Source organism: Pseudomonas sp. P9_35 (assembly GCF_034008205.1).
GTDB classification, from domain to species: Bacteria; Pseudomonadota; Gammaproteobacteria; order Pseudomonadales; family Pseudomonadaceae; genus Aquipseudomonas; species Aquipseudomonas kilonensis.
In genome coordinates this window covers 390,031-414,010 of sequence record NZ_CP125373.1, presented here as the reverse complement: position 1 = coordinate 414,010, position 23,980 = coordinate 390,031, and the positions used below count along the sequence as shown (strand labels likewise).

Genomic DNA, 23,980 nt, shown 5'->3' with positions numbered 1-23,980 from the left:
CTGCAAGTAAGCAATTCAGGCATTAAAAAACCCCTGAGCGGTATCAGCGCCGCAGCGCATCAACCGACAGGGGCCGTGTTGCAAATAACTAAAGAGGCCTGGTTTCCATCACCAACCGACTCGGGCAGCACTCAGTGGTCGAGATCGGCCTCGAGTTGCTCAGGAGCCGGCTCAATATCTCCTAAGGACTTCACCACAAGTCCGCATTTCTGAGCTTTGGAGTAAAGACCCACATCATGAGTCCAGACTTCATCAGCGTTGGTTGCGAGAGCAGTAGCAATTATCTGGCGATCAAAACGTAACTTGGCTTTCGTTGCTGCCGGGTCAAGCACCTTCAGCTCATTGTCATCGACCATACGAGCACATTCGACCGCAGCGATCTGATCGAACGATATGATTTCAAAACACGAAAAGCCGTTTATGACATCCAGATGGCTCTGGTGAAAATTCCGATCAAACGATACCGTCCTTTGCATTTCCCAAGGCTTGGACGAGAACGTTGGTATCGAGAACTATGCGCACCTCATCCCCTTAGGTTCTGAATCGTTCCATGGGGATCATCCATCTCGCTCCAGGTGATACCACCCAGTTCCTTGAGCTGGGTAACCGCACTGCGCAAAGAGGTTTTTTCAAGTCTCTCGTAGGATTGAATGAACATTTTTCTCAACCGCCAGCCGCCATGCGGTCGACTTTCCCACTCACCCTTTCCATGAACGCGAACATACTTGAACAAGAGCTTGCCCAGTTGTTCAACCAATACCGTATCGGCTTCACAAAGAAGAGTTTCGCCACCAGCGCCCTCAAGCCGAACAGGAACCGTCTCGTCCTTTCCACCAACGACATACAGGCGCCCTTGAACGCTACCTTGCTTGATGACGACCATGGGAGGGGGAGCGGTCTTGGCTTTGGGGAATTGAAGGATGTTCGCATCTGCAGCTTGCAAGACACCATCCACTCGATCTTGCTCCATCAATGCAGAGAGTTGCAGGTACGCCTTTCTTGCACGCTTGGGCCCAACTCCCTGAGCGGCCTTACGCACCCTGTTCAGGACGTGGGGGTACTTGTCGTCTTCCACCCAAGTATTCAGGCAAACACAACCTTCGGTGACAGAGTCGAAATGAACATTATCTTGCGAGCCGAAAAGCTCTGCGAGCTCGCACAGATAATCCGTCAAGCGAGCCATAGAGAGCTTGCTTGGGTCGGTTCCGTCGAGTTCGAGCATCAGCTTTTTCATGCTGGCGAGCATAGTTCCGCTCAAGTGATCCTGCTATGCCTGCATTTGTAACGCGACTCCCGAGTGTCGTCCGCCTGGCAAGTACCCCTTCAACTTTTGGAATCAGTGACGCTCCAATACCCGCCTTTATGACCGGGAGTTTTTTTACGCGTTGGTTTCGCTCAACGCTTGCGCAACACCTCCAACCGCGCCGGCAAGTCCTCCTCGGGAAAGCGCTTATGCAACGCCAGCAGCTTTTCATCCGCAGCCTTGCTCTCACCCGCCTCGCGCAAACGCAGGATTTCCATCAGGCCCTGCTCCAGCGATGGCAGTGCAGCGGGCGCGGATTTGCTCATTTTCGCCGCTGACTTTTCCGCCAAGGCTTGCACAGGGCTTGCCGGCGCCCGGGACAGTTCACCCTGGGGCGCCATGCGGGTGATCGGTGCGGGGGCAGGCATGGCCGGCGGTGGTGCGGCGGCAACGGCGGGCTCCTGCCGATCGGCGGAAAACTCCATCGAGGCAGGTGAGGCCAGCTCGTCGTGGGGCACGGGCGAACGCAGCACCAGGCCGATCATCAGCGCCACACCGGCGACCGTGGCGAATGCCATTTGCCAGCGCGGCCGTTGGCAGGCCTGTAGCCAGCGCTGCCACAGGCTTGGCGTGGGCGTCGGGGCTTCACGGCGGGCGGCGGCCAGGATGAAGGCGTCCAGGGAGGCCGGCGGCTCGCCGCTGGCATGTTGGCGGAAATGCTCGACCAGCATTTCGTCGTCGGGATCCGGGGTGTGTTTGGGGTCGATCATGCGGGTACCTCCTCGGCCAGCAGTCGCTGCAATTTCTGCTGGGCGTAACGCAAGCGGCTCTTGACCGTTTCCAGTGGGACGCCGGTCAAAGCGGCAATCTGCGGCAGTTCCAGGTCGCCGTGCAGGCGCAGCAGGAAAACTTCCCGCTGATCCTCGGGCAAGGCCTGCAACGCAGCATCGAGACGCGCCTGGTCGCGACTCAGGCTCAACTGCCGCTCGGGGCTGCTGGTGTCGTCGGGCTGGACGTGAAGCTGCTCGTCGTAACTGTCGTGCAACGGGTTGTGGACGCCATGCTTGCGCCAGTGATCGATCAAGCGGTTGCGGGCAATCTGGAACAGCCAGGTGCGAAAGCTCGCCCGGCCTTGTGGCTGGGTGGTGCTGCGAATCAGGCTGAGCCAGGTGTCCTGGAAGACTTCCTCGGCCAGTTCGGCCTTGTTGCTCAAGGACACGAGGAAACGGTAGAGCCCTTGCCGATGGCGGGCGTACAGGACTTCGAAAGAAGCCCCATCGCCGTTGCGGTAGCGGGCCAGCAGCGATTCGTCGCTGGGAGAATCAAGCGCAGCGGGCATGTCGGTGACGAACTCCTTTCCGGTCATTGCAACACAGTCCTGGCAGACAACAAGGAGACCCTGTGGGAGCAAGCTCGCTCCCACATTTTTGATCCCCGTTGCGCTCGGGATCAGCGCTTGGCCGCAGGCTCGAGGCTCTGGGCAAGCTCCACCAACTGCACAAACTCGGCACGCAGCCCAAACGGGTCATCACCACGGGCCGAGCGCGCCAATTGTGCGGTGTCCTTCAAGCTCATCGTCCCAGTGTAACGCCCATCACCCTTGAGCTGCTGGGCGAAGGCCGCCACGGCGGCAGAGAAACGCAGGTCATCGCTGGCCTTCTGTTCGTCCTGCACGCCCGCAATCGGATGCTCGATCAATCGACTGCTACCGCCCTCAACGGGTTTGTAGCGTACGCGCAACATCGCCAATTCGCCTGACCTACCCTCCGGCTGGGGTGTACTGGCATAGCGCAGCGGCTCCAACCAGCCCGGCTGGCCCTTCGGGACAATTTCATACAAGGCCGTCACCGTATGCCCGGCACCGATCTCGCCCGCATCGACCTTGTCGTTGTTGAAATCCTCACGCTTCAACGCGCGGTTCTCATAACCGAGCAGGCGATACTCACTGACCTGGGCAGGGTTGAACTCCACCTGCAACTTCACATCCCGCGCCACCACCGCCAGGGTAGAGCTGAGCTGGTCGACCAAGACTTTGCGCGCTTCGAGCAGGTTGTCGATGTAGGCGTAGTTACCGTCACCAGCGTCAGCCAACTGCTCCATCAGATGTTCGTTGTAGTTATCCACACCGAAGCCCAACGTCGTCAGGGATACGCCGCTTTTACGCTGGTCCACCGCCATCTGCTTGAGGCTGTCGAAATCACTGATGCCGACGTTGAAGTCACCATCGGTGGCCAGCAGGATGCGGTTGATGCCCTTGTCGATAAAACTCTCGCGAGCCATCTGATAGGCCAGTTCGATACCCGAGGCGCCCGCGGTGGAACCACCGGCGTCGAGCTGATCGATGGCGTTGCGGATTGTCACCTTGTCGCGCCCCGAGGTGGGCTTGAGCACCACCCGGGATTCACCGGCATAGACCACCAGGGACACCCGATCCTGATCGCGCAACTGATCCACCAGCAGTTTCAGCGTGCTCTTGACCAGCGGCAGGCCTTCGCGACGGTCCATGGAGCCGGAAACATCCACCAGGAAGACCAGGTTGGCCGGCGCCAGATCCGCTACGGCGCGGTCGCTGGCCTTGATGCCGATGCGCAGCAAGCGGCTGTGGGGATTCCACGGCGATGGGGCCACCTCGGTGGTCACGCCGAAGGGTGAACCGTCGGTGGGCAGGGCGTAGCTATACGGAAAATAATTGACCATTTCCTCCAGCCGCACAGCACCTTCGGGTGGCAGGCTGCCTTGGTTGAGCAAACGTCGCACATTGGCGTAGCTGCCGGTGTCGACATCCACGCTGAAGGTCGAGACCGGCGTTTCGGCCACGCTGTGGATGGGGTTGTCCGGCAGTTTTTCGTACTGTTCACGCGGCTCGGCGCGGTAACCCGCGGCGATGGCATCGTTCGCCACCCTTGGGGCGGGCATCAATGTCGGCGTCATGGCCATACGCTTGACCGCCGAGGGGTGCATTTCGACGATCTCGCCTTGCGGTACAACGCTGGGCGCCACGGCTACCGGTTCGGACGGCTTGGCAGCCTCACGGGAAGACACCCCACAACCGGCCAACGCCACCAGCAAAGTCACGGCGAAGCCTTGGGCAGCAGGACGCATAAAGGGAAGTGGACGGAACATGGGCTGAACCTCGTGAATGAATGATTCGTACACAAGCTCAGACGCAAGGCACACGAGGTTCGGGTTAACGACCAAAAACTTTTTTTAGCGCGCTGAAAAAACCGGGCTGGGCACCCCCAAAGTGGCCAGGCCGTTACCGCGATCGGACCAAGCGCCAGCCCGTTGCAGCAGGCATTGTTAGCGGGACGGAATGCCCCGCAGATCATCGGCGATGAATCCGCTCAAATGGCCGGTGTAATAGTCTTCGACATCGGAGTTGCCTCTGTTCGTCAGGGCGCCCGCGATGCCTCTCATGGCCTCAAGTTGCCCGATCGCCCCACCTGGCATCAGCCCCTGGCGGGCCTGGGCAAAGTGCAGCACTTCGGCACCGGCCTTCTTCACCTTGACCTGATAATTGAAATCGACACTAGCCAGATACGTACCGTCGGCGACGATTTTGTTCATGAGACCACCTTGAGTGTCTTGAATACGGCGCGCATAGACAGCGTTGACGTCCAGCAGATAGTCAGCGGTTTCCTTGCTGGAGGCATAGCGATTGCCGTCGAGCAGGCGGACGATCAGGTCGGTGTGCAACTGGTCACGGACTTTTTCGTCGGGCAGGAAGCGTTCGTTTTTGCCGACGACTTCAACGTTGAACGTGTCGATCCAATAGGTGGCGGTCTCGGGGATCGCCACCGGCGCAGGGGAAATGTAGTAGTCGGGCTTCGAAGCGCAACCTGCCATAAGGCAGAGGGCCAGCAACAGGGTAAAAACTCGCATGTTTGAATTCGTCCTTGAGAGGTAGCGGCATAGTGGCGGCCGCATTCTACGGGGTTTGAATGAGCGCTCAAGTTGTTTGGCCCTGACGGAATGCGGCCCCGTCTCACTCGATCCCAATGTCCACTACCGTTTTCCCCGCCCCACGCCCCTCGGCTACCTGGGCAAAGGCCTCATTGACTTGCTCCAGGCCAAACCGGCGCTGATCCAGCTTGATCCGCAGTTGCCCTGACTCAACCAGAGCGGCGGCCTCCCGCAAGATCTGACCATGATGCTCGCGCCCCTTGCCCGTCAGCAGCGGCATCAACGTAAACACCCCGGAATAGCTCGCCCCTCGGAACGACAACGGCGCGAGGCTGTGCTGGCCCCAGCCGAGGCAACTGAGCACATGGCCGGTGTAGGTCTTTACCGCGTTGAAAGACGCATCCAGGGTCGGGCCGCCAACGGTGTCGTAGACGATGTCGAAGCCTTCGCCATCGGTGTACTGGCGCACGTAGCTGTCGGTGTCCTGGGTCCGGTAATCGATGGCTGACGCGCCCAGTTCGCGGATGAAACCCTGGCTGTCGGCCGAGCCCGTGGCGTAGACCTCGGCGCCCCGGGCCTTGGCGATTTGCACGGCCATTTGACCGACGCCACCCGCCCCACCATGTATCAACACCTGTTGCCCGGCCCGAACGTTGGCGCGATCGACCAAGCCTTCCCAGGCCGTGATGAATGCCAGCGGCAAGGCGGCCGCTTCGCGCATGCTCAGTGAGCGGGGCTTGGGCGCAATCAAGCGGGCATCGACCGCGATGTATTCGGCCAGCGCGCCTTGGGCCCCGCCGATCCCGCCGGCCATGCCGAACACCTCGTCGCCAGGCGCAAAGTCATTCACGCCCTCTCCCCGTTCAACCACCGTCCCGGCCAGGTCGATCCCCAATACGGCAGGCAGCGGCTGGCGCGCGTGGGCCCCGCCTCCCGCCGCGATCTTGGTGTCCAGCGGGTTGATTCCGGCGGCATGCACCTTGATCAATACCTGGCCTTTACCGGGAATGGGTCGGGAGATGGAACGGACAATCAGCGCAGCCTGAGCGGTTTCGGCAACGGCGGCGGACATGGTGTTGTTCATGACGGTAAACCTCCAATGAGTGGTAGGTTCATCATGCGAGCGAAGACGCATTCCGATAAGTGAGCAACAATGGATAGGATTTATTCCAGGCAGAGGCCAAATCCTGATGGATCTGTTCGACGCAATGCAGGTGTTCGTGCGGGTGGTGGAGCGCGGCTCGTTTTCGGCCGTCGCCAGGGAACTGAACCTGGGCCAACCGGCGGTGAGCAAGCAGATCCGCGCCTTGGAGCAACACCTTGGCGGGGCGCTGTTTGCCCGTAGCACCCGCCACCTCGCGTTGACCGACCAGGGCCAGCGCTTCTACGCCGAAAGCAAGGACATACTCGCCAGCCTGGACACGGCACGCCTCAGTTTCGCCAGTGGGCAAGAACAGATCGCCGGCCTCCTGCGCGTGGCGGCGCCCGTCAGTTTCGGCCGGTTGTGTATTGCGCCGTTGGTGGGCGAATTCCTCGCACGTCACCCACAGCTTCGGATCGACTTGAGGCTAAGCGATCAGAACGAGGATGTGTTGAAGGAAAACATCGACCTGGCCATTCGCATCGGCGTGGTGAACAGCGAAGGGCTGGTGGCGATTTCTCTCGGCGACAGCCCGCGCCGGGTGTACGCCTCCCCCGCCTATCTGCAACAGCATGGCACGCCTCTCGCACCGGCTGACCTGGCCCGCCATAACTGTTTGGCCTTCACGCTGCTGGAGCATTACGACGTCTGGCGGTTCGACCAGGATGGCCGACAGCACAGCGTAACGATCAAGGGCAACGTCACCTGCAACAGCAGCGAGGCGATCCGGGAAATGGTGCTGTCGGGCCTGGGTGTTTCGCTGTCACCGCAGTGGTTGTTCGCGGCCGATATTCGCCAGGCAACCGTCTGCACCGTGCTTGCCGATTACCAGCCGCTGGCGCTGCCCATCAGCGCCGTGTTCAGTCAAGACCGACGTCGCTCGGCACGGACTCGGGCCTTTGTGGATTTTTTGCGCGAGCGGCTTTGAACAGCCGGATCAGGATTCACAGGCCAATGACGGCTGCGCAGCCTTCCCATGCCGCCCGGGAAAATACGCCGCCGCAGCCACGCCCACCACGCCCATCACACCGCAATAGGCTACGCACACCCACGGGCTCCACGGCACCAGCGCAATCAGCATCAACGGGGTCATGCTGGCCCATAGCGCATAAGCGATGTTGTAGGTGAGCGAGATGCCGGACACGCGGATCTTCGGCGGGAACAGGCTGACCATCACCGAAGGCACCGCACCAACCACGCCGCAACCCAGGCCCGCCACAGCGTAGGCCAGGCCCAGCCAGGCGCTGCCGCTGATCAGGCTGGCGTAGAGCACGGCGATGCCCACAGGCAGCAGCAGGCTGTAGAGCATGACGGTGCGCCAGGCACCGATGCGGTCAACGATGAGACCGGCCAGGATGCAGCCGATGTTCAGGAAGACGATGCCCAGGCTGCTCAGGGCGAAGGTGTGGCTGGGGGTCATGCCGAAGCTTTTCTGCATCACGGTCGGAGTGATGACCACAAACACCACCACGGCAGAGGTCAGCACACAGGTCAGGATGGCGGCGGGCAGCAAAGCCTGGCGGTGGTCGCGCAAGACCGTGCGCAACGGCAGTTCCGCAGCGCCTTCGCGATTGGCTTGCAGGGCCATGAAGATCGGCGTTTCGCTCAGCCAGCGACGCAGCCAGACGCCGATCACGCCGAATACGCCCCCCAGCAGGAACGGCAGGCGCCAGGCGTAATCGAGAATCTCTGCCGGTGTGTAGATCCGCGCCAGCGCTGTTGCGGTCAAGGCGCCCAGCAAGTAGCCGAAAGTCAGGCCGGCCTGGAGGAAACCCAGGGCATAGCCGCGATGATGCAGCGGCGCATGTTCAGCCACGAATACCCAGGCGCTGGGCACCTCGCCGCCCACCGCCGCACCCTGCAGGATACGCAGCGCCAGCAACAGCAACGGTGCGAAATAACCGATTTGCGCGTAGGTCGGCATCACGCCGATGAGCAGGCACGGCAAGGCCATCATCAGGATGCTCAGGCTGAACACCCGCTTGCGCCCCAGGCGATCGGCGAAGTGCGCCATGAGAATGCCGCCCAGGGGCCGGGCCAGGTAGCCGGTGGCGAAAATCCCGAAGCTTTGCAGCAAGCGCAGCCAATCGGGCATTTCCGGCGGGAAGAACAACTGGCTGAGGGTCAGGGCGAAGAAGACGAAGATGATGAAATCGTAGATTTCCAGCGCGCCTCCCAAGGCGGCCAGGCCCAGGGTCTTGTAATCGGATCGGCGGAATCGGTCACCGGGTAGAACAGTGGTGGCAGTCATAGGCAGATTTGAACAATAAGTTTGAGAGAGGGCGACGGCTCAGTCGTCGCGATCATGGTCCACCGGTTGAACCGGTGGCTGGCCTGGCTCGGCGTCTTCGGCCTCGTCGGCAGGCAGGAAATCCTTGCGGCTCTGGGCGATGGCCCGGCGCATCTCGTCGCCCTTGGTGGGGCAGTTCAGGAGGCGGGCGATGCCGTCGGGTTTCTGCGTCATCGCCATCCTCCGGCATGAGTGAACAGGGCTCGATAGTGCTCGCTTTTGGCGCGTGATGCCAATGTTGTGTCAGGGCGTCAGCGCCACTGTGGGGGGCTGCTTCGCAGCCCAGCGGGAGCAAGCTCCCTCGCCACAGGGGTTTTGTGCTGTTCGAGTCAGCGGTGGTAGCGGCGCACTACGCTGCTGTTGCGCAGGACGTGGCCTTTGATTTTTTCCATCAGTTGGGCACGCGTGAGGTCGGCGGGCAGGGCTTCCGGCGGCAGGTCCAGGGCGAAAAGCTGGATCAGGTAGTGGTGAGCGCTGTCGCCGACAGGCGGGCAAGGACCGATATAGCCGTGGGTGTTCTTGCTGTTGATACCGCTCATGCCTTCCAACGAGGGCTTGGTGCCGGCGCCCGCCGGAATCTGCCGCGTGGTGGCCTTGATGCCGTAGTGGATCCAGTGGTCGACACCTTGGCCCCTTTGGCCGTCCGGGTCCAACATGACGATGGCGTAGCTGAGGGTGCCGGGCGGGCCGGCGTTCCAGCTCAAGGCCGGAGAAATGTTCTTGCCACCACAGGTGTTGGCATCACTGGCTGCTGCCGCCGTGAAGAGGCGGTCGTCCGACACACCGGGAATGCTGAGGGTAAAACGCTCCTCGGCCTGGACAGCCCCTTGTGCGCACAGCACCAGGGCGACGGCCGCCAGCCAAGGGGAGAGAGAGTTCAATCGGGTCATACCGGGGCACCTTGTGCGTGTCTGGCCATGGACGGCTTGCGAACTATAGCCGCAGCTTCGCCAAGGTTGCAGTGACAATTATGCTGAAACTCGTTCCGGCCCTGGGACTCCAAAGGGAAACGCCTGCCGGAGAATGACCATGTCTCTGCATCAAGTCGCCCGTTTCGCCGACGTTCGTGAAGACCGCGGCCTCGAAGTCAAAATCGACGACACGTCCATCCTGCTGTTGCGCTCCGGTGATCAAGTGCGCGCCTTCCAAGGCAAATGCCCGCATGCCGGCGCACCACTGGCCAAGGGCGCGGTGTGCCACGGACGGCTGATTTGCCCCTGGCACAAGGCCGCGTTCCGAGCTGAAGACGGCGCCCTGTGCGAACCGCCGGCCCTCGACAGCCTGGCGCGCTATCACGTCGAGGTCCGGGACGGTGACGTCTGGGTCGACGATCAACCATTGCCAACCGATAAAGTCCCGCCGGCCGATGACCCGCGCACGTTTGTCATCATCGGCGCCGGTGCCGCCGGCACGGCTTGCGCGGCGGCGTTGCGCGAGAAGGGTTTTGGCGGGCGAATCCTGATGATCGACCGCGAAGCCGAAGCCGGCTACGACCGTACAGTGCTGAGCAAGTATGTGTTGGCCGGTGACATGGCAGTCAACGAGACAGCACCGCTGCGCGATGAAACTTACTTCACCCGGCAACGCATCGAAAGGCTCCATGGCGAGGTCACCCATTTGGCCCCCGATACTCGGCAAATCCAACTCGCCGATGGCCGGCGCCTGGACTACGACGCCGCGCTCATCGCCACCGGCGGAGTACCCAAGATGCCAGCGCTGCCCGGCATCGATTTGCCGCAAGTCTTCGTGCTGCGTTCGATCGCCAACGCCCGGCAGATTCTCGACACGGCCCGGCCAGGGCAACAGGCGGTGATCATCGGCGACAGTTTCATCGCCATGGAAGTCGCCTCGTCCCTGCGCAAGCGCGAGCTCAACGTCACCGTCCTGGCCCGGCATCCGGTGCCGTTCGCGGCACAGTTGGGTGAGAGCGTTGGCCAGGCCATTCTGGCCCGACACCGGGCCAATGGTGTGGTGTACCGCACCGACAGTGAAGCGGCGCAGATCGAGGGCGCCGGCAAGGTCGAAGCCGTGGTGCTGGATGACGGCCAGCGCGTTGCCGCGGACCTGGTGATCATCGGCGTCGGCGTGCGCCCGGCCACCGAGCCCTTCGCCGCATTGCCACGGGAACAGGACCAGTCACTGTCCGTCGACGCGGGCATGCGAGTGACTGATGGCTTATGGGCCGTCGGTGATATCGCGACCTTCCCGCTGAACGGCCAGCCCCAGCGCATCGAGCACTGGCGCCTGGCCCAGCAACAGGCGCGCATTGCCGCTGCGAACATGCTCGGCGGCGACGAGCACTATCTGGACGTGCCGTTTTTCTGGACCTATCACTTTGGCAAACGCTACGACTATCTTGGCCACGCCGAGCACTGGGACGAAGTGGAATTCAAGGGCACGCCCGAGCATCCGCCCTTTATTGCCCTGCTGGGCAAGGACGGCCTCGTTGCCGCCGCAGTGGCCTGTGATGAAGGCCGGGCCATGGCAGCGCTGGCCCAGCGCATGAAACAACCGTTACCGGTGGACGAGGCATGGCGGCTGATCCGGGATTTTTCATCCTAGGCCCAAATCCCCCGTGGGAGCGGGCTCGCTCGCGATAGCGGTGGTTCAGTCGACTTCACTATGGCTGACCCGACGCCATCGCGAGCAAGCTCGCTCCCACAGTTTTGTCTTGTGTTGACCGAAATATCCGCCCCCGATCCCCTGTGGGAGCGAGCTTGCTCGCGATGGCATCAATGTACGGAGTGATCGGCCGGCAGGTGAATCACGCCGGGTCGCTCCAGTGGCGCCAGGGGCGGCGGCTGCAAGTCGGGGCTGAGCAAGTGGAAGTGCGGCACGACGTGGCTGATGTCGCCGTCCAGATTGTTGTGAATAGTCTTCGAGCCGGGCTGGCGCAGCGTGTCCAGGCGCTCGTCGGTCAACTTGAAACTGGCGCTCAAGCCCTGGTCATTCACTACCGGGGCCGGCGACCGGCGCTGGGCGAAGCTGCGGCTTTTGCGCTGTTGGTAACGCGCCCAGGTAATCAACAGCACCGCGTTGACCAAGGCGATCCATCCATAGACCTGCAAGGTCCCCAGGGTATCGAACAGAGACCCTCCCGGGCGCGGACCGGCCTGGCTCGCGAACAGCGGCCACAGCCCATTGACCAGCAAGTACAACAACCCCACCCACGCCAGCACGGTAAAAAACGCATCGATGAGCACCAGAAAAGGCCGTTGCCGGGTCCTGATAATTTTCATCGGATCACTTCCTCTTCCTGATCATCGAACGGTTTGATACCGCGATCCGGACTGATCCAGCGCGCACGCTTCTGATGCTGCCCGAACAGCACTTTTGGAAAGCTCACCAGGGTGGTAAAGAGGCTGATCAGCCAGAACACCAACGGGTACCAGACCACCCAGAACATGATGTGCCACAGGCCTTTTTCGTAACGCCGATCGATCAGGATGCTCACCGCGAATTGCAGCAGGCATATCACCGCCAGCAACAGCCCGGTGAAGGCGGGTGGCATGAGGTGATCGACCGCGATGGCCGCTGGCATTTCGACGAATTTGCCGACGCCCCAGAAAATCACCGACAGCAGGAACGTGAACGCCCAACCGGTGGACAGGCAATATTCGAACAACAGCGGCCACAGGTAGCGGTGGCGGTACTGCCAGATGCCCCGGATGTTCTTGAACAACACCTCGGCGCCACCCTGGGCCCAGCGCAGCCGTTGCCGCCACAGGCCACGCAGGGTTTCGGGCATGAGGATCCAGCACAGCGCGCGCGGCTCGTAGAAGATGCTCCAGTGATCCAGTTGCAGCTTCCAACTGATGTCGATGTCTTCGGTGATCATGTCCGGGCTCCAGTAGCCAACCCGGTGCAGGGCGGAGCGACGGAACGCGACGATCACGCCAGACACGGTGAAGATCCGCCCGAACACCCGTTGAGTACGCTTGATCAGGCCGATGATCGAGGAGAACTCGCCAACCTGGACTCGGCCCACCAGAGTCGAGCGGGTGCGGATGCGCGGGTTGCCGGTCACCGCGCCGAGTCGGGCGTTGTCCAGCATCGGCGCCACCAGGTAGGCACAGGTGTTCGGCGCCAGCAGCGCGTCACCGTCGATGCACACCAGGTATTCGCTGCGCGCCGCGATGGCACCCATGCGCAGGGCCACGGCCTTGCCCTGGTTTTCCGCCAGGTGCAACACGCGCAGGCGCGGGTCTTCAGCCGCCAGTCGATCGAGCATCTGGGCGGTGTTGTCCTTGGAGCCGTCGTTGATGGCGATGACTTCGATGTTCGGGTAATGCTGGCCCAGCGCCGCGTGAATGGTGTCGGCGACGTTGTCGCCTTCGTTGAAGCACGGGATCAGGATGCTGATCAACGGCTCGCCGGCCAGGGGCGGTGGCAGGGTGTCGTCCTTCCACGGCCAGTGGCGTTCCCAGTGCAGCCAGAAATACAGGCCGCCGGCGATCCACAGCCCGGACATGAACAGCGGGTAAAAAAACACGAAGTCCATCAGGAATTGCCCGGTGACCAGGAAGATCAGGCCCAGGGGCACCCCGAGGACGATCGCCAGCACCAGCAGAGCGAGCAGTCTGTCGAGCATGTCAAGGATTCCACTTGTTGGAGAGCGCAGGCCGCACGGTTTTCAAAGCGGGCTGGTCTTCGATGAAGTTGTCCGGGTAGTAACCGAAACTGGTCACGCCTTTGCGCTTGAGGCGCCCCATCCAGTCGGCCAATTGTTTACCGCTGACGTCGCTGACCGGCTTGCTGTTCCAGTCCCGGGCCTGCAATTCGAACACCGTGCGCTTGAGCGCGCCGGGGCGGGCCTTGACGGTGTCCACCAGACGATCGAGCCAGGGGCCGGATTGCTGGAGGGTCTGGTTTTCCATCAGCGGCATGGCCATCGGCGCCGTCCAGTCATAGGCGCCGAGGAAATCGTCGAGGTTCTGCGCGAACCAGGCTTCGCTGTCAGGAGTGAGCATCGGTTCGGCAAAGATATTGCGCGCGGTGCGCACCTGCGGGCCACGAATCGCCCGGACCTTGGCGGTCAGTTCATGGGTGAAATCGATCAGGTAGCGGCTCTTGAAGCGGGTCCAGCGTTGCATCGCTGCAGGATCGGCCCGCAGGGCGGCAATGGACGTCGGCAGGCCGTTGGCGGCATAGACTTTCAGGGCTGCGGGGCTGGCATCCTCGAAGTCGGAGAACACTGCATCGTCATGGTACAAAACGCCGTCCAACGAGCTCATCCGCGCCAGGTCTTGGTAAATCTCGCCGATGACCTTGCGCACGTTCGGGTCGAACGGCGACAGGCGCACGTATTGGTCAGGGGCGACGCCGGTCTTGCCGGTTTTCGGATCCCAGCGCTGTACCCGCGAAAGCTTCGCGTCCAGGGCGAAACTGAGCACCGGCATCCAGGCATAGACCTTGGCATTGGCCCGGGTGCGCAACTGCCATGCAACCCGGTCGAACAGGTCGGCGCGCACCGGCAAGTGACGATTGGGGAAGTACAACGAATGCACGAGGCCGTCGCCTTTCGGGTCAGCGAAGGCTTGCAGGAACACCGTATTGGCGCCCAGGTCGGAAATGCGCTGGACCAACTGGCCAACATTGGCTTCCTGCTGCACCGGGTCCGGATCGTAGACGTAATCCAGGTCGACATGCACCACGCGCATCGGGTCAATCGTCTGCACCGACACGATACTTTCGGCGAAATGGGCACCATCCGGATCGGACGCCACCAGGAAGCGTGGGCCGCTCATCAGGTTATCCAGGCTGTCGAGACCGTCTTCCAAAGTCAGGGCCAGTCGATAACCCTCGCTGCCAATCACCTGCAACGCCGTGCCGTCGGCTTCACCGTAAGGCCAGACCCAGACGCGCGGGCTGTAGCCGGTGACCTTGCGAATTTTCTCGGAAATGGCCGCCACGTCCTTGCGCAAGCGAGCCTGAAAATCGGCCTCGGCCTCGTAACCACCGGTGACGGAGTCGTAGCGCCGGGTGGTCGCGGCGGGTTGCTGGTTGCCTTGCGGGTTGGCGAGGATGCCTTTGTGATTGGCATCGGTGTGGGCGGCGATTTCCACCAGGCCCGATTTGGAAACCTCGCGAATCTGCTCCCAGGTCAGGAACTCGGAACGCTTGCGCGGCACCCCGGCGAAATCCACCGTCTGGTTCAGCGGCGTATCCACCCAACTGCCGACCGGGGCGAGGATCGCCGGCCAGTTATAGGCGCGCAGGATGGGCATGACGCGGGTGTAGAAGCTTGCGTAGCCGTCGTCGAAACTCAGCAGCACCGCACGCGCTGGCAGTTCCGGGCCGCCATTGCGGGCCGTGATGATCTGATCCACTGTGACCGGCTGGTAGTTGTTTTCCCGCAGCCACGCCAGTTGTTCGATCAGGCGTTCGGTACGCACGGCCACCAGCGCCTGGTCCGGGTCACGGTCGTCGACATCGTGGTAGGCGATGCCGAGCACATGGTTCTTTGGCCATGGGGCATCATTGGCCGCCAGCGGGCGCTGCGAGGGCGGCGTGAACGCCGGGGCTTGCTGGGCACACGCACTGATCAGCAAGACCCCCAGCAGAAGGATGAGTCGCGAAATAACAGGCATCTTCAAACTCTTCTAGAAGCGATAAGTGAGGTCGACAAGCAGGCGCAGATCGCTTTCGCGATCGCCGTCGTAGGGGCGGTTGAGCCAGCTCAGCGCGGCGCCGGCCTCCAGCACGTCGTTCCAGATGAAACGCTGGCCGTAGCCGAGCAATCCCACGGCCGCGGTGTTGTAGTCGCGCTGGCTGTAGGTACCGGCACCGACCTGGAACTGCTGGCTCCACGTGGTCTCGTAGCGGCGGTGCAACACGTGATTGACGCTCACGGTCGGCATGACGCTGAAGTCCGATTTCGGATTGAAATAAGGCACTTCGTTGGAACCGCTGTTGCGGCTGGCAGCCACTTCCAGCCCCAGCTCCACTTGCACACGCGGTGTGCTGTAGATGCCTTCGCGACCGGTCAGTTGGGTTTCGAGGCGGTTGTTGCCATCGCTGAAATGGGACGGGCTGACAGCCAGTCGCCACTCGCGGCTTTCATTGGCCCGCCAGCGTACGAAACCGCTACCGCCGTTAGCGCGAATGCCACTGTTGAGCGCCCGCAACGGGGTATTGGCCGAGAGATAATCCAGGCTGCCGCCGTACTGCCAGTGGTCGTCGATGTCCCGCGCCACGGCCAGGCGCGCGCCTTGCTTGTCGCCGGAGCCATAGGAATGATTGGAGACCTCGGCCTCCAGTGTCATGTCCCGGATACGACGCTCCACGCCCAGGCGCTGCCAGCGGTGGTGGCCGGTGCCTTCCTCGAAATCGCCGGTGGCGTAGCCGGCACCGCCGAACAGCCGCCAGTCTTCATCGATGGGCGGGCTGTAGAGCAGCGTCTCGATACCAAAGTCCCGACTGCCAGTGACGGCACCGGCGTCACCGTTGCCACCGCCATAGCTCTTGCCGGTGTAGGCCTCGATGCGCAGTTCAGCCATGTCGTGTACGTCGCGCTGGCGTTGCAGGCGTTTGACATGGGCGTTTTCCGGATAGCGGGCGACCACGTCGTCGGTCAGTGCATCCATCTGCCGCCATTCCTGCAAATCCATGGCTGCGCGGGCCTGGGCGATTTCCAGGTCACGGTTGCGCGGGATCGTGGCCTCGACTTCCTTGAGGAGGTTTTCCGAACGGCGCGGCCAGTCACGGGCCTGGTACAGATCGGCCTGGGCCAGCTGCATGCCGGTGTTGCCGGGGCCTTGGTTGACCAGGGTGTCGAGACGCGCTTCGGCAGAAGGCAGGTCGGCGCCGTAAGTGCCGGCCTGGGCGGCGAGTTGTTGGGCATCCATCCATTCATCGTTGGGGTTGCCGATCGGCAGGCCCTTGAGCTCGACGCGTGGAGGCTGGGCTTTCGCCATGTCTTCGGCCAGTGCGCGGGCCTCTTCGGATTTTTCACTTTCCAGCAGCGCGTAGTAGAGCGCGGTGCTGTCTTCAAAGCGCTCCGCAGGATCGGCATCCGGCGCCGCCAGTACCTGGCGGTACAGCTCGACGGCGACTTCCGGTTCACGCTGCTCCAGATAGGAAGAGGCCACCCAACGCAGGGCATACGTGGGAATGCTCACGCCCTCGGCGATCAGCTTCTGGTACTCGGCAATCACTTCAGCCCGACGGACACGGGCATTTAGAGCGCCCATGCGATCGATGCGCCAACGGAGTACGTCGTCATGGGCCTCGGCCACCGGAGTCCAGGTGGCGAGCAGCTTGTCGTAGTCGGCCAGGGCGCGGTCGGCAATGACGAAGCGCTCCTGTTCACTGCGACTGGTCATGTCCGCCAGGCGCACCCGTTCGGCTGCCACGTCACCCTCCAGGCGACGCTGCACACCTCGGTCGATCAGCCCCGGCTGCAGACGCGCCAGGCGCAGCGCCGGTTCGGGCAGCCGCGCGCGTTGCAGGGCGTAGATGTATTCGCGTGCAATCTCTGGGCTGTTGCCCGCGCGGGTGAAGGCCTGGTCGTATTCGAACAGCGCTTCGTGAGGGTTGTTGGCGCGGGTCTGGGCATAACCCAGCGCCAGTCGACGCATCGGATCTGTCGGTTTGGCGGCGACCATGGCCTTTGCGCGGGTGACGGCTTCGTCGGGCTGACCGCCGTCGGCCTGGGTCAAGGCCAGGCCGAGTTGCAGGTCGGGGTTCTGGGGGTCCATCACCAAGGCCTGGCGGTACAGCTCTTGCGCCGAATCCCAACGCTTGAGGTTTCGATAGGCGCGAGCCGTAGCGGTGAGCGCCTGGACAGGCAGCGCTCGATGGCGGCCCTGGGTCTCATAGACCGTCACCACCTCGACGTCGAGGCCGGCCCAACTGGCGATCTGCAGGTGGTCGCTGATTTGCGCAGCGCTGGCCTGGCCAGCCGGCACCTGGCGCAACGCGGTCAGCGCAGGCGTGTAATGGCCTGCACGGGCGTCGAGCACCATTTGGTCATAGGCGGTATCGGCAAACGCCAGTATCGGCCAGCACAATTGGCTGCACAGCGCGACGCGAAACAACGGGCGCAAACCACGTTGAATAAAAGGACCCACAGTACGCGGCATTCGTCAGCATCCTTACATGGCCAGCCGGGTCGCAGTGCCCCCTTGCCCATCAAACAGGAAGCCGGATCAAAGGAATCCAGCCAAGCTCTAATGGGTTTAGTTTTGCACTCTCGGGCGGGTCATCTTCTGGAACGCCACAATTCTTCAGAATCGCTACAGATTTCAGCGCAGAGCTGATCGATAGGCGTAAAAAAACCCGGCCCATGCATCATGCACGGGCCGGGTTTGGGGTGTTGACCGAACGCGTTACTGGACGGCGACGCCACCACCCAGCTTGCTCATCACGAATGCCGTGAATTGCTCAACGGTCATCTTCTGGCCGTTGAAATCGACCTGATTGTTGGCGTAGTGCAGCTTGGTGACAACATCGCTGCCTTCAAGCATTGCCAGTTCCGAACCGACCGCCATGGCGCTGAACATATCGCTGGTGGCAGTGGCCTGATCGGCGATCAACTTGGCATCCGTCTGGCCTTCCATCTGTGCCTGCACGGTCATCAGGTCAACCAGCATCGGCTTGGAAACCTTGATGTTGAAATCCAGCAGGGCGAGCAACTGACGGCCCAACTCATCCGGTGGCAGATCCATGGACTGCGGCTTGGCCAGATCAACGATCAGGTTGGCGCGGCTTTCACCATTGGCGGTGCTGAACGACAGGTTTTCCAACGCCACTTGCGGGGCGCCGGCCAGGAGTTTCTCCAGATCAGCCTTGACCTGCGCTTCTTCAGCTTCGGTCAGGCTCAGCTCTGGGGCCGGCTCACCGGCTGCAGTGGCCTCGGCTGCCGCTTTTTCGTAGGGTTGCAGCTTGGTTTGGTAAATCTGCATCAGCGACATGGTGGCCGGGATGTCCAGGTTCTTCAGGCTGACTGCCATCTGCGCCGAACCAATGGTCTTGTCGTTGAACGACAACTCACCGATCTTGTAATCGGCACGCCCCGAAGCGCTGGTGCCGCTCTCGGTGCTGCTGTTCTTCATCTCGAAGTTCTTCAGGCCCAGCACCGACTTCGGCTCACCAAAGGTGGCCTTGGTGTTGCTCAGCAGCAGGGTGTTGTCACCCATGTAGTAACCGTAGGAGCTTTTGCTCAGGTTGCTCGCCAATGTCAGGCCGCTCAGCTCAACCTGCACGGGAGTCTGGTCTTCGGCAACGGTGGTCAGCTTGAAGCTGTCCATGTAGCCGTCGGCCTTGATCTTCTGGCCTTGGGCGCTGGCGGCCACGTCAAATTTCAGGCCGGAGAAAGTGAGCTGGGATTGCTCATCCAGCTTGGTATCCACGGGCAGCAGCTCGTAGGTGCCATTGATGGATTGGTCGTAACCCAGGTTGACCACACCTTTGAGCGGCGATTGGTCCTTGGTGGCAGCGAACCACTTGTCAGTCAGCGGATTGCGCTCAAGCGCGGTGTGACTGGTGGCCATGACCGGCAGCCATTTGAGTGTTATCAAGCGCGAAAATGGCAGTGGGCCATGTTCGATCTGGTCGACGAAGAGCAGCTCAACCGGCTCGCTACCGAAGATCTCGCCCTCGCCCTTGAGACGGTAGTGGGCGGTGCTGCTGAACGTACCACGGTCCATGGAGACCAGCTCCAGGGTGGCAGTGCTGTTAGACCCGGCCAAGGCTGTCTGCATCTGCTTGTTGCTATCGGCAATAGCGTTCGTCAACACGCCTTCGAGCTTGGTCCCGGTGTACCAGGCGCCGCCCGCGCTGACAGCACCGACAGCCACAACGATTCCCAGGAGTATGCTTGCTGATTTATTCATGAGTGACCCGATCGATATCCATGGTTGAACAAAGCCGTCGTCTTCCCTGACCCGCAAAGGGTGTGGCTCGACGCCGTAAAAGAGGAGGGGAGATTACCATCAGGCACCCCTTCGGGCCCAATGTTTAAAGGGGTAAAAACGTTTTCTTGCGAGGTGGTCTACGAATATTGGACTTCGATCTCGTCGAGCTGGTGGTCGAAAGTCTTGAGGCGGGCCGTCCAGGTGTACACCAGCACTTCGAAATCGCGATTGATTACTGCCGCGCCCGATGATGAGTCTGCGCGTGAATCGCAGAAGTCCAGTTGATAGCGCTCACGGGCCATGGCATTAGCCACGTCACACAACTCTCGGGCGTTGTTGAGCCAATGCCAGCCGTCCTGGGTGACTTGCTTGTCCAAGGCAGCGCATTGAGTTTTCAGGGCTTCCAGGCTCTTTTCCAGCGGGGTGCCGGTGAGTTCTCCCATAACTTCCTGGAACGTGCGGCCAGGCTGCCAATAACTGCCCCAGAAATAACGGTCAAACACCGTTTCGACACGTCGCAGCGCAACCTTGGTGTCCCAAATCAGCACCAATGTCTTGCCTTGTTCGAGGTGTTTTTTCTTGATGCGCTGCCCCTGAAGCGATGCCCAGGCCACGATTGCGATGGATATCACGCCGATCAACGCCGCCGCGCTATCGAGGAACAACAGTGCTTTGTCGATCTGGTGAGTGAGCATGACGCCATAGAAATAAGTGGCCGAAAGCAGTATCAAAGCCGCAATGGCGCACCAGAAGCCGGGAGCATAAGGGTTTTTCATTATTGGAATCCCCATGACCAGTGACGTCGCGGGCCCTTGGTCGCCAAAGCCCGACTATCACAGCATAGCAACGGCATTGGGGGTTTGCCGGGGCATCAGGGGCTTGATCCGATTACCGGCCCAAAACGACAAAACCCCTGGCTGCTGATGCAGACAGGGGTTCTGGGAATTCAATCTTGACGATGACCTACTCTCACATGGGGAAACCCCACACTACCATCGGCGATGCATCGTTTCACTGCTGAGTTCGGGATGGGATCAGGTGGTTCCAATGCTCTATGGTCGTCAAGAAATTCTGTGACCAACCCGTTCAACAGCAACGTGTCGGTAAAATCGATGACTTCTACTAAAAACAAAACCCCTACCTGCATCAGCAGATAGGGGTTTCGGAATTTAATCTTGACGATGACCTACTCTCACATGGGGAAACCCCACACTACCATCGGCGATGCATCGTTTCACTGCTGAGTTCGGGATGGGATCAGGTGGTTCCAATGCTCTATGGTCGTCAAGAAATTCGGGTACTGAGTCGCGGCCATTTGGCCTCGCTTCAGCAAATTGGGTATGTGATAGTTTCGGTGTTTTGTGAGATTCGAACTTTCGGTTCGTTTCGTCTTCACACACCGCAATCTGGCCTCTTTCGAGTTCACAAATTGCTTGGGTGTTATATGGTCAAGCCTCACGGGCAATTAGTACAGGTTAGCTCAACGCCTCACAGCGCTTACACACCCTGCCTATCAACGTCGTAGTCTTCGACGGCCCTTCAGGGGACTCAAGGTCCCAGTGAGATCTCATCTTGAGGCAAGTTTCCCGCTTAGATGCTTTCAGCGGTTATCTTTTCCGAACATAGCTACCCGGCAATGCCACTGGCGTGACAACCGGAACACCAGAGGTTCGTCCACTCCGGTCCTCTCGTACTAGGAGCAGCCCCTCTCAAATCTCAAACGTCCACGGCAGATAGGGACCGAACTGTCTCACGACGTTCTAAACCCAGCTCGCGTACCACTTTAAATGGCGAACAGCCATACCCTTGGGACCGGCTTCAGCCCCAGGATGTGATGAGCCGACATCGAGGTGCCAAACACCGCCGTCGATATGAACTCTTGGGCGGTATCAGCCTGTTATCCCCGGAGTACCTTTTATCCGTTGAGCGATGGCCCTTCCATACAGAACCACCGGATCACTAAGACCTACTTTCGTACCTGCTCGACGTGTCTGTCTCGCAGTCAAGCGCGCTTTTGCCTTTATACTCTACGACCGATTTCCGACCGGTCTGAGCGCACCTTCGTACTCCTCCGTTACTCTTTAGGAGGAGACCGCCCCAGTCAAACTACCCACCATACACTGTCCTCGATCCGGATAACGGACCTGAGTTAGAACCTCAAAGTTGCCAGGGTGGTATTTCAAGGATGGCTCCACGCGAACTGGCGTCCACGCTTCAAAGCCTCCCACCTATCCTACACAAGCAAATTCAAAGTCCAGTGCAAAGCTATAGTAAAGGTTCACGGGGTCTTTCCGTCTAGCCGCGGATACACTGCATCTTCACAGCGATTTCAATTTCACTGAGTCTCGGGTGGAGACAGCGCCGCCATCGTTACGCCATTCGTGCAGGTCGGAACTTACCCGACAAGGAATTTCGCTACCTTAGGACCGTTATAGTTACGGCCGCCGTTTACCGGGGCTTCGATCAAGAGCTTCGCGTTAGCTAACCCCATCAATTAACCTTCCGGCACCGGGCAGGCGTCACACCCTATACGTCCACTTTCGTGTTTGCAGAGTGCTGTGTTTTTAATAAACAGTCGCAGCGGCCTGGTATCTTCGACCGGCGTGGGCTTACGCAGCAAGTGCTTCACCCTCACCGGCGCACCTTCTCCCGAAGTTACGGTGCCATTTTGCCTAGTTCCTTCACCCGAGTTCTCTCAAGCGCCTTGGTATTCTCTACCCAACCACCTGTGTCGGTTTGGGGTACGGTTCCTGGTTACCTGAAGCTTAGAAGCTTTTCTTGGAAGCATGGCATCAACCACTTCGTCACCCAAAGGGTAACTCGTCATCAGCTCTCGGCCTTAGAATCCCGGATTTACCTAAGATTCCAGCCTACCACCTTAAACTTGGACAACCAACGCCAAGCTGGCCTAGCCTTCTCCGTCCCTCCATCGCAATAACCAGAAGTACAGGAATATTAACCTGTTTTCCATCGACTACGCTTTTCAGCCTCGCCTTAGGGACCGACTAACCCTGCGTCGATTAACGTTGCGCAGGAAACCTTGGTCTTTCGGCGTGGGTGTTTTTCACACCCATTGTCGTTACTCATGTCAGCATTCGCACTTCTGATACCTCCAGCAAGCTTCTCAACTCACCTTCACAGGCTTACAGAACGCTCCTCTACCGCATCACTTACGTGATACCCGTAGCTTCGGTGTATGGTTTGAGCCCCGTTACATCTTCCGCGCAGGCCGACTCGACTAGTGAGCTATTACGCTTTCTTTAAAGGGTGGCTGCTTCTAAGCCAACCTCCTAGCTGTCTAAGCCTTCCCACATCGTTTCCCACTTAACCATAACTTTGGGACCTTAGCTGACGGTCTGGGTTGTTTCCCTTTTCACGACGGACGTTAGCACCCGCCGTGTGTCTCCCATGCTCGGCACTTGTAGGTATTCGGAGTTTGCATCGGTTTGGTAAGTCGGGATGACCCCCTAGCCGAAACAGTGCTCTACCCCCTACAGTGATACATGAGGCGCTACCTAAATAGCTTTCGAGGAGAACCAGCTATCTCCGAGCTTGATTAGCCTTTCACTCCGATCCACAGGTCATCCGCTAACTTTTCAACGGTAGTCGGTTCGGTCCTCCAGTTAGTGTTACCCAACCTTCAACCTGCCCATGGATAGATCGCCCGGTTTCGGGTCTATTCCCAGCGACTAGACGCCCTATTAAGACTCGCTTTCGCTACGCCTCCCCTATTCGGTTAAGCTCGCCACTGAAAATAAGTCGCTGACCCATTATACAAAAGGTACGCAGTCACCCAACAAAGTGGGCTCCCACTGCTTGTACGCATACGGTTTCAGGATCTATTTCACTCCCCTCTCCGGGGTTCTTTTCGCCTTTCCCTCACGGTACTAGTTCACTATCGGTCAGTCAGTAGTATTTAGCCTTGGAGGATGGTCCCCCCATATTCAGACAAAGTTTCTCGTGCTCCGTCCTACTCGATTTCACTTCTAAGATCCTTTCGCGTACAGGGCTATCACCCACTATGGCCGCACTTTCCAGAGCGTTCCGCTAAAATCAAAGAAGCTTAAGGGCTAGTCCCCGTTCGCTCGCCACTACTAAGGGAATCTCGGTTGATTTCTTTTCCTCAGGGTACTTAGATGTTTCAGTTCCCCTGGTTCGCCTCTTGCACCTATGTATTCAGTACAAGATAACCATCTTATGATGGCTGGGTTCCCCCATTCAGACATCTCCGGATCAAAGTCTGTTTGCCGACTCCCCGAAGCTTTTCGCAGGCTACCACGTCTTTCATCGCCTCTGACTGCCAAGGCATCCACCGTATGCGCTTCTTCACTTGACCATATAACCCCAAGCAATCTGGTTATACTGTGAAGACGACATTCGCCGAAAATTCGATCTTGCTCATGAGAGCAACTCACAAATTTTACCTTAGCCTGATCCGTTACCAGTGAAAGTAACGTTCAGTCTATCTTTCTATCACATACCCAAATTTTTAAAGAACGAACTAGTCAAAGACTAGAAATCAACATTCACCATCGTACTGATGGAAT

General features: G+C 60.0%; 18 protein-coding genes and 3 rRNA genes. 2 read left to right on the top strand and 19 right to left on the bottom strand.

The annotated features are described in order from the left end of the window. Nucleotides 1–131: 131 nt before the first annotated feature. The 7 genes from QMK47_RS01840 to QMK47_RS01810 all read right to left on the bottom strand — a co-directional run bounded on the left by QMK47_RS01840 (nt 132) and on the right by QMK47_RS01810 (nt 6,230). On the bottom strand, nt 132–356 hold the full coding sequence (locus QMK47_RS01840; RefSeq protein ID WP_253470771.1) for a hypothetical protein: 225 nt from the start codon (nt 354–356) through the stop codon (nt 132–134). Between the two features lie 167 nt (nt 357–523). Then, complete coding sequence (locus QMK47_RS01835) at nt 524–1,246, bottom strand: hypothetical protein (RefSeq protein ID WP_253470769.1); 723 nt, start codon at nt 1,244–1,246, stop codon at nt 524–526. Nucleotides 1,247–1,395: 149 nt separating this feature from the next. Next, on the bottom strand, nt 1,396–2,013 hold the full coding sequence (locus tag QMK47_RS01830; protein WP_253470767.1) for a hypothetical protein: 618 nt from the start codon (nt 2,011–2,013) through the stop codon (nt 1,396–1,398). After that, nucleotides 2,010–2,582 carry an RNA polymerase sigma factor gene (locus QMK47_RS01825; RefSeq protein WP_258691197.1) on the bottom strand — a complete coding sequence of 191 codons (573 nt, stop codon included), beginning with the start codon at nt 2,580–2,582 and terminating at the stop codon, nt 2,010–2,012. Before QMK47_RS01825 ends, QMK47_RS01830 begins: the two co-directional genes overlap by 4 nt. A 110-nt stretch (nt 2,583–2,692) precedes the next feature. Beyond that, nucleotides 2,693–4,366, bottom strand: a complete 1,674-nt coding sequence (locus QMK47_RS01820; RefSeq protein WP_320389721.1) for a VWA domain-containing protein — start codon at nt 4,364–4,366, stop codon at nt 2,693–2,695. A gap of 177 nt (nt 4,367–4,543) precedes the next feature. Beyond that, nucleotides 4,544–5,125 (bottom strand): hypothetical protein, encoded by a 582-nt coding sequence (locus tag QMK47_RS01815; RefSeq protein ID WP_214512919.1) that lies wholly within the window; start codon nt 5,123–5,125, stop codon nt 4,544–4,546. Nucleotides 5,126–5,228: 103 nt separating this feature from the next. After that, entirely contained in the window at nt 5,229–6,230 is a 1,002-nt protein-coding gene (locus QMK47_RS01810) for a zinc-dependent alcohol dehydrogenase family protein (RefSeq protein WP_253470765.1), read from the bottom strand. Nucleotides 6,231–6,336: 106 nt separating this feature from the next. Between QMK47_RS01810 and QMK47_RS01805 the strand changes: the two genes are divergently transcribed. Beyond that, nucleotides 6,337–7,215 carry a LysR family transcriptional regulator gene (locus tag QMK47_RS01805; protein WP_258690140.1) on the top strand — a complete coding sequence of 293 codons (879 nt, stop codon included), beginning with the start codon at nt 6,337–6,339 and terminating at the stop codon, nt 7,213–7,215. 9 nt (nt 7,216–7,224) lie between these two features. Here QMK47_RS01805 and QMK47_RS01800 read toward each other — a convergent pair whose 3' ends face one another. The 3 genes from QMK47_RS01800 to QMK47_RS01790 all read right to left on the bottom strand — a co-directional run bounded on the left by QMK47_RS01800 (nt 7,225) and on the right by QMK47_RS01790 (nt 9,467). Further along, on the bottom strand, nt 7,225–8,538 hold the full coding sequence (locus QMK47_RS01800) for an MFS transporter (RefSeq protein ID WP_258690139.1): 1,314 nt from the start codon (nt 8,536–8,538) through the stop codon (nt 7,225–7,227). 39 nt (nt 8,539–8,577) lie between these two features. Next, nucleotides 8,578–8,751, bottom strand: a complete 174-nt coding sequence (locus QMK47_RS01795) for a hypothetical protein (protein ID WP_214512915.1) — start codon at nt 8,749–8,751, stop codon at nt 8,578–8,580. 155 nt (nt 8,752–8,906) lie between these two features. Further along, nucleotides 8,907–9,467 carry a YbhB/YbcL family Raf kinase inhibitor-like protein gene (locus tag QMK47_RS01790; RefSeq protein WP_214512914.1) on the bottom strand — a complete coding sequence of 187 codons (561 nt, stop codon included), beginning with the start codon at nt 9,465–9,467 and terminating at the stop codon, nt 8,907–8,909. Between the two features lie 139 nt (nt 9,468–9,606). On the opposite strand from QMK47_RS01790, the gene QMK47_RS01785 reads away from it, so the two are divergent. After that, nucleotides 9,607–11,139, top strand: a complete 1,533-nt coding sequence (locus QMK47_RS01785; RefSeq protein WP_253470758.1) for an apoptosis inducing factor family protein — start codon at nt 9,607–9,609, stop codon at nt 11,137–11,139. Between the two features lie 170 nt (nt 11,140–11,309). Here QMK47_RS01785 and pgaD read toward each other — a convergent pair whose 3' ends face one another. The 9 genes from pgaD to QMK47_RS01740 all read right to left on the bottom strand — a co-directional run bounded on the left by pgaD (nt 11,310) and on the right by QMK47_RS01740 (nt 23,769). Further along, nucleotides 11,310–11,816 carry a poly-beta-1,6-N-acetyl-D-glucosamine biosynthesis protein PgaD gene (gene pgaD, locus QMK47_RS01780; protein WP_253470756.1) on the bottom strand — a complete coding sequence of 169 codons (507 nt, stop codon included), beginning with the start codon at nt 11,814–11,816 and terminating at the stop codon, nt 11,310–11,312. After that, nucleotides 11,813–13,168 carry a poly-beta-1,6-N-acetyl-D-glucosamine synthase gene (gene pgaC, locus QMK47_RS01775; protein WP_253470754.1) on the bottom strand — a complete coding sequence of 452 codons (1,356 nt, stop codon included), beginning with the start codon at nt 13,166–13,168 and terminating at the stop codon, nt 11,813–11,815. The genes pgaD and pgaC overlap by 4 nt, the downstream gene beginning before the upstream one ends. A gap of 1 nt (nt 13,169) precedes the next feature. Further along, complete coding sequence (pgaB, locus tag QMK47_RS01770) at nt 13,170–15,167, bottom strand: poly-beta-1,6-N-acetyl-D-glucosamine N-deacetylase PgaB (RefSeq protein ID WP_320389720.1); 1,998 nt, start codon at nt 15,165–15,167, stop codon at nt 13,170–13,172. 12 nt (nt 15,168–15,179) lie between these two features. Beyond that, nucleotides 15,180–17,660 (bottom strand): poly-beta-1,6 N-acetyl-D-glucosamine export porin PgaA, encoded by a 2,481-nt coding sequence (gene pgaA, locus QMK47_RS01765; protein WP_253470749.1) that lies wholly within the window; start codon nt 17,658–17,660, stop codon nt 15,180–15,182. A gap of 246 nt (nt 17,661–17,906) precedes the next feature. Further along, nucleotides 17,907–19,412, bottom strand: a complete 1,506-nt coding sequence (locus tag QMK47_RS01760) for a YdgA family protein (RefSeq protein ID WP_258690137.1) — start codon at nt 19,410–19,412, stop codon at nt 17,907–17,909. Nucleotides 19,413–19,570: 158 nt separating this feature from the next. After that, nucleotides 19,571–20,209, bottom strand: coding sequence for a hypothetical protein (locus QMK47_RS01755; protein ID WP_013691999.1), 639 nt, complete (start codon nt 20,207–20,209; stop codon nt 19,571–19,573). A 174-nt stretch (nt 20,210–20,383) separates the two neighbouring features. Continuing rightward, nucleotides 20,384–20,499: ribosomal RNA gene (gene rrf, locus QMK47_RS01750) — 5S ribosomal RNA — on the bottom strand. Between the two features lie 107 nt (nt 20,500–20,606). Then, nucleotides 20,607–20,722, bottom strand: a 5S ribosomal RNA gene (rrf, locus tag QMK47_RS01745). Between the two features lie 155 nt (nt 20,723–20,877). Continuing rightward, nucleotides 20,878–23,769 (bottom strand): 23S ribosomal RNA (locus tag QMK47_RS01740). Nucleotides 23,770–23,980: the final 211 nt, after the last annotated feature.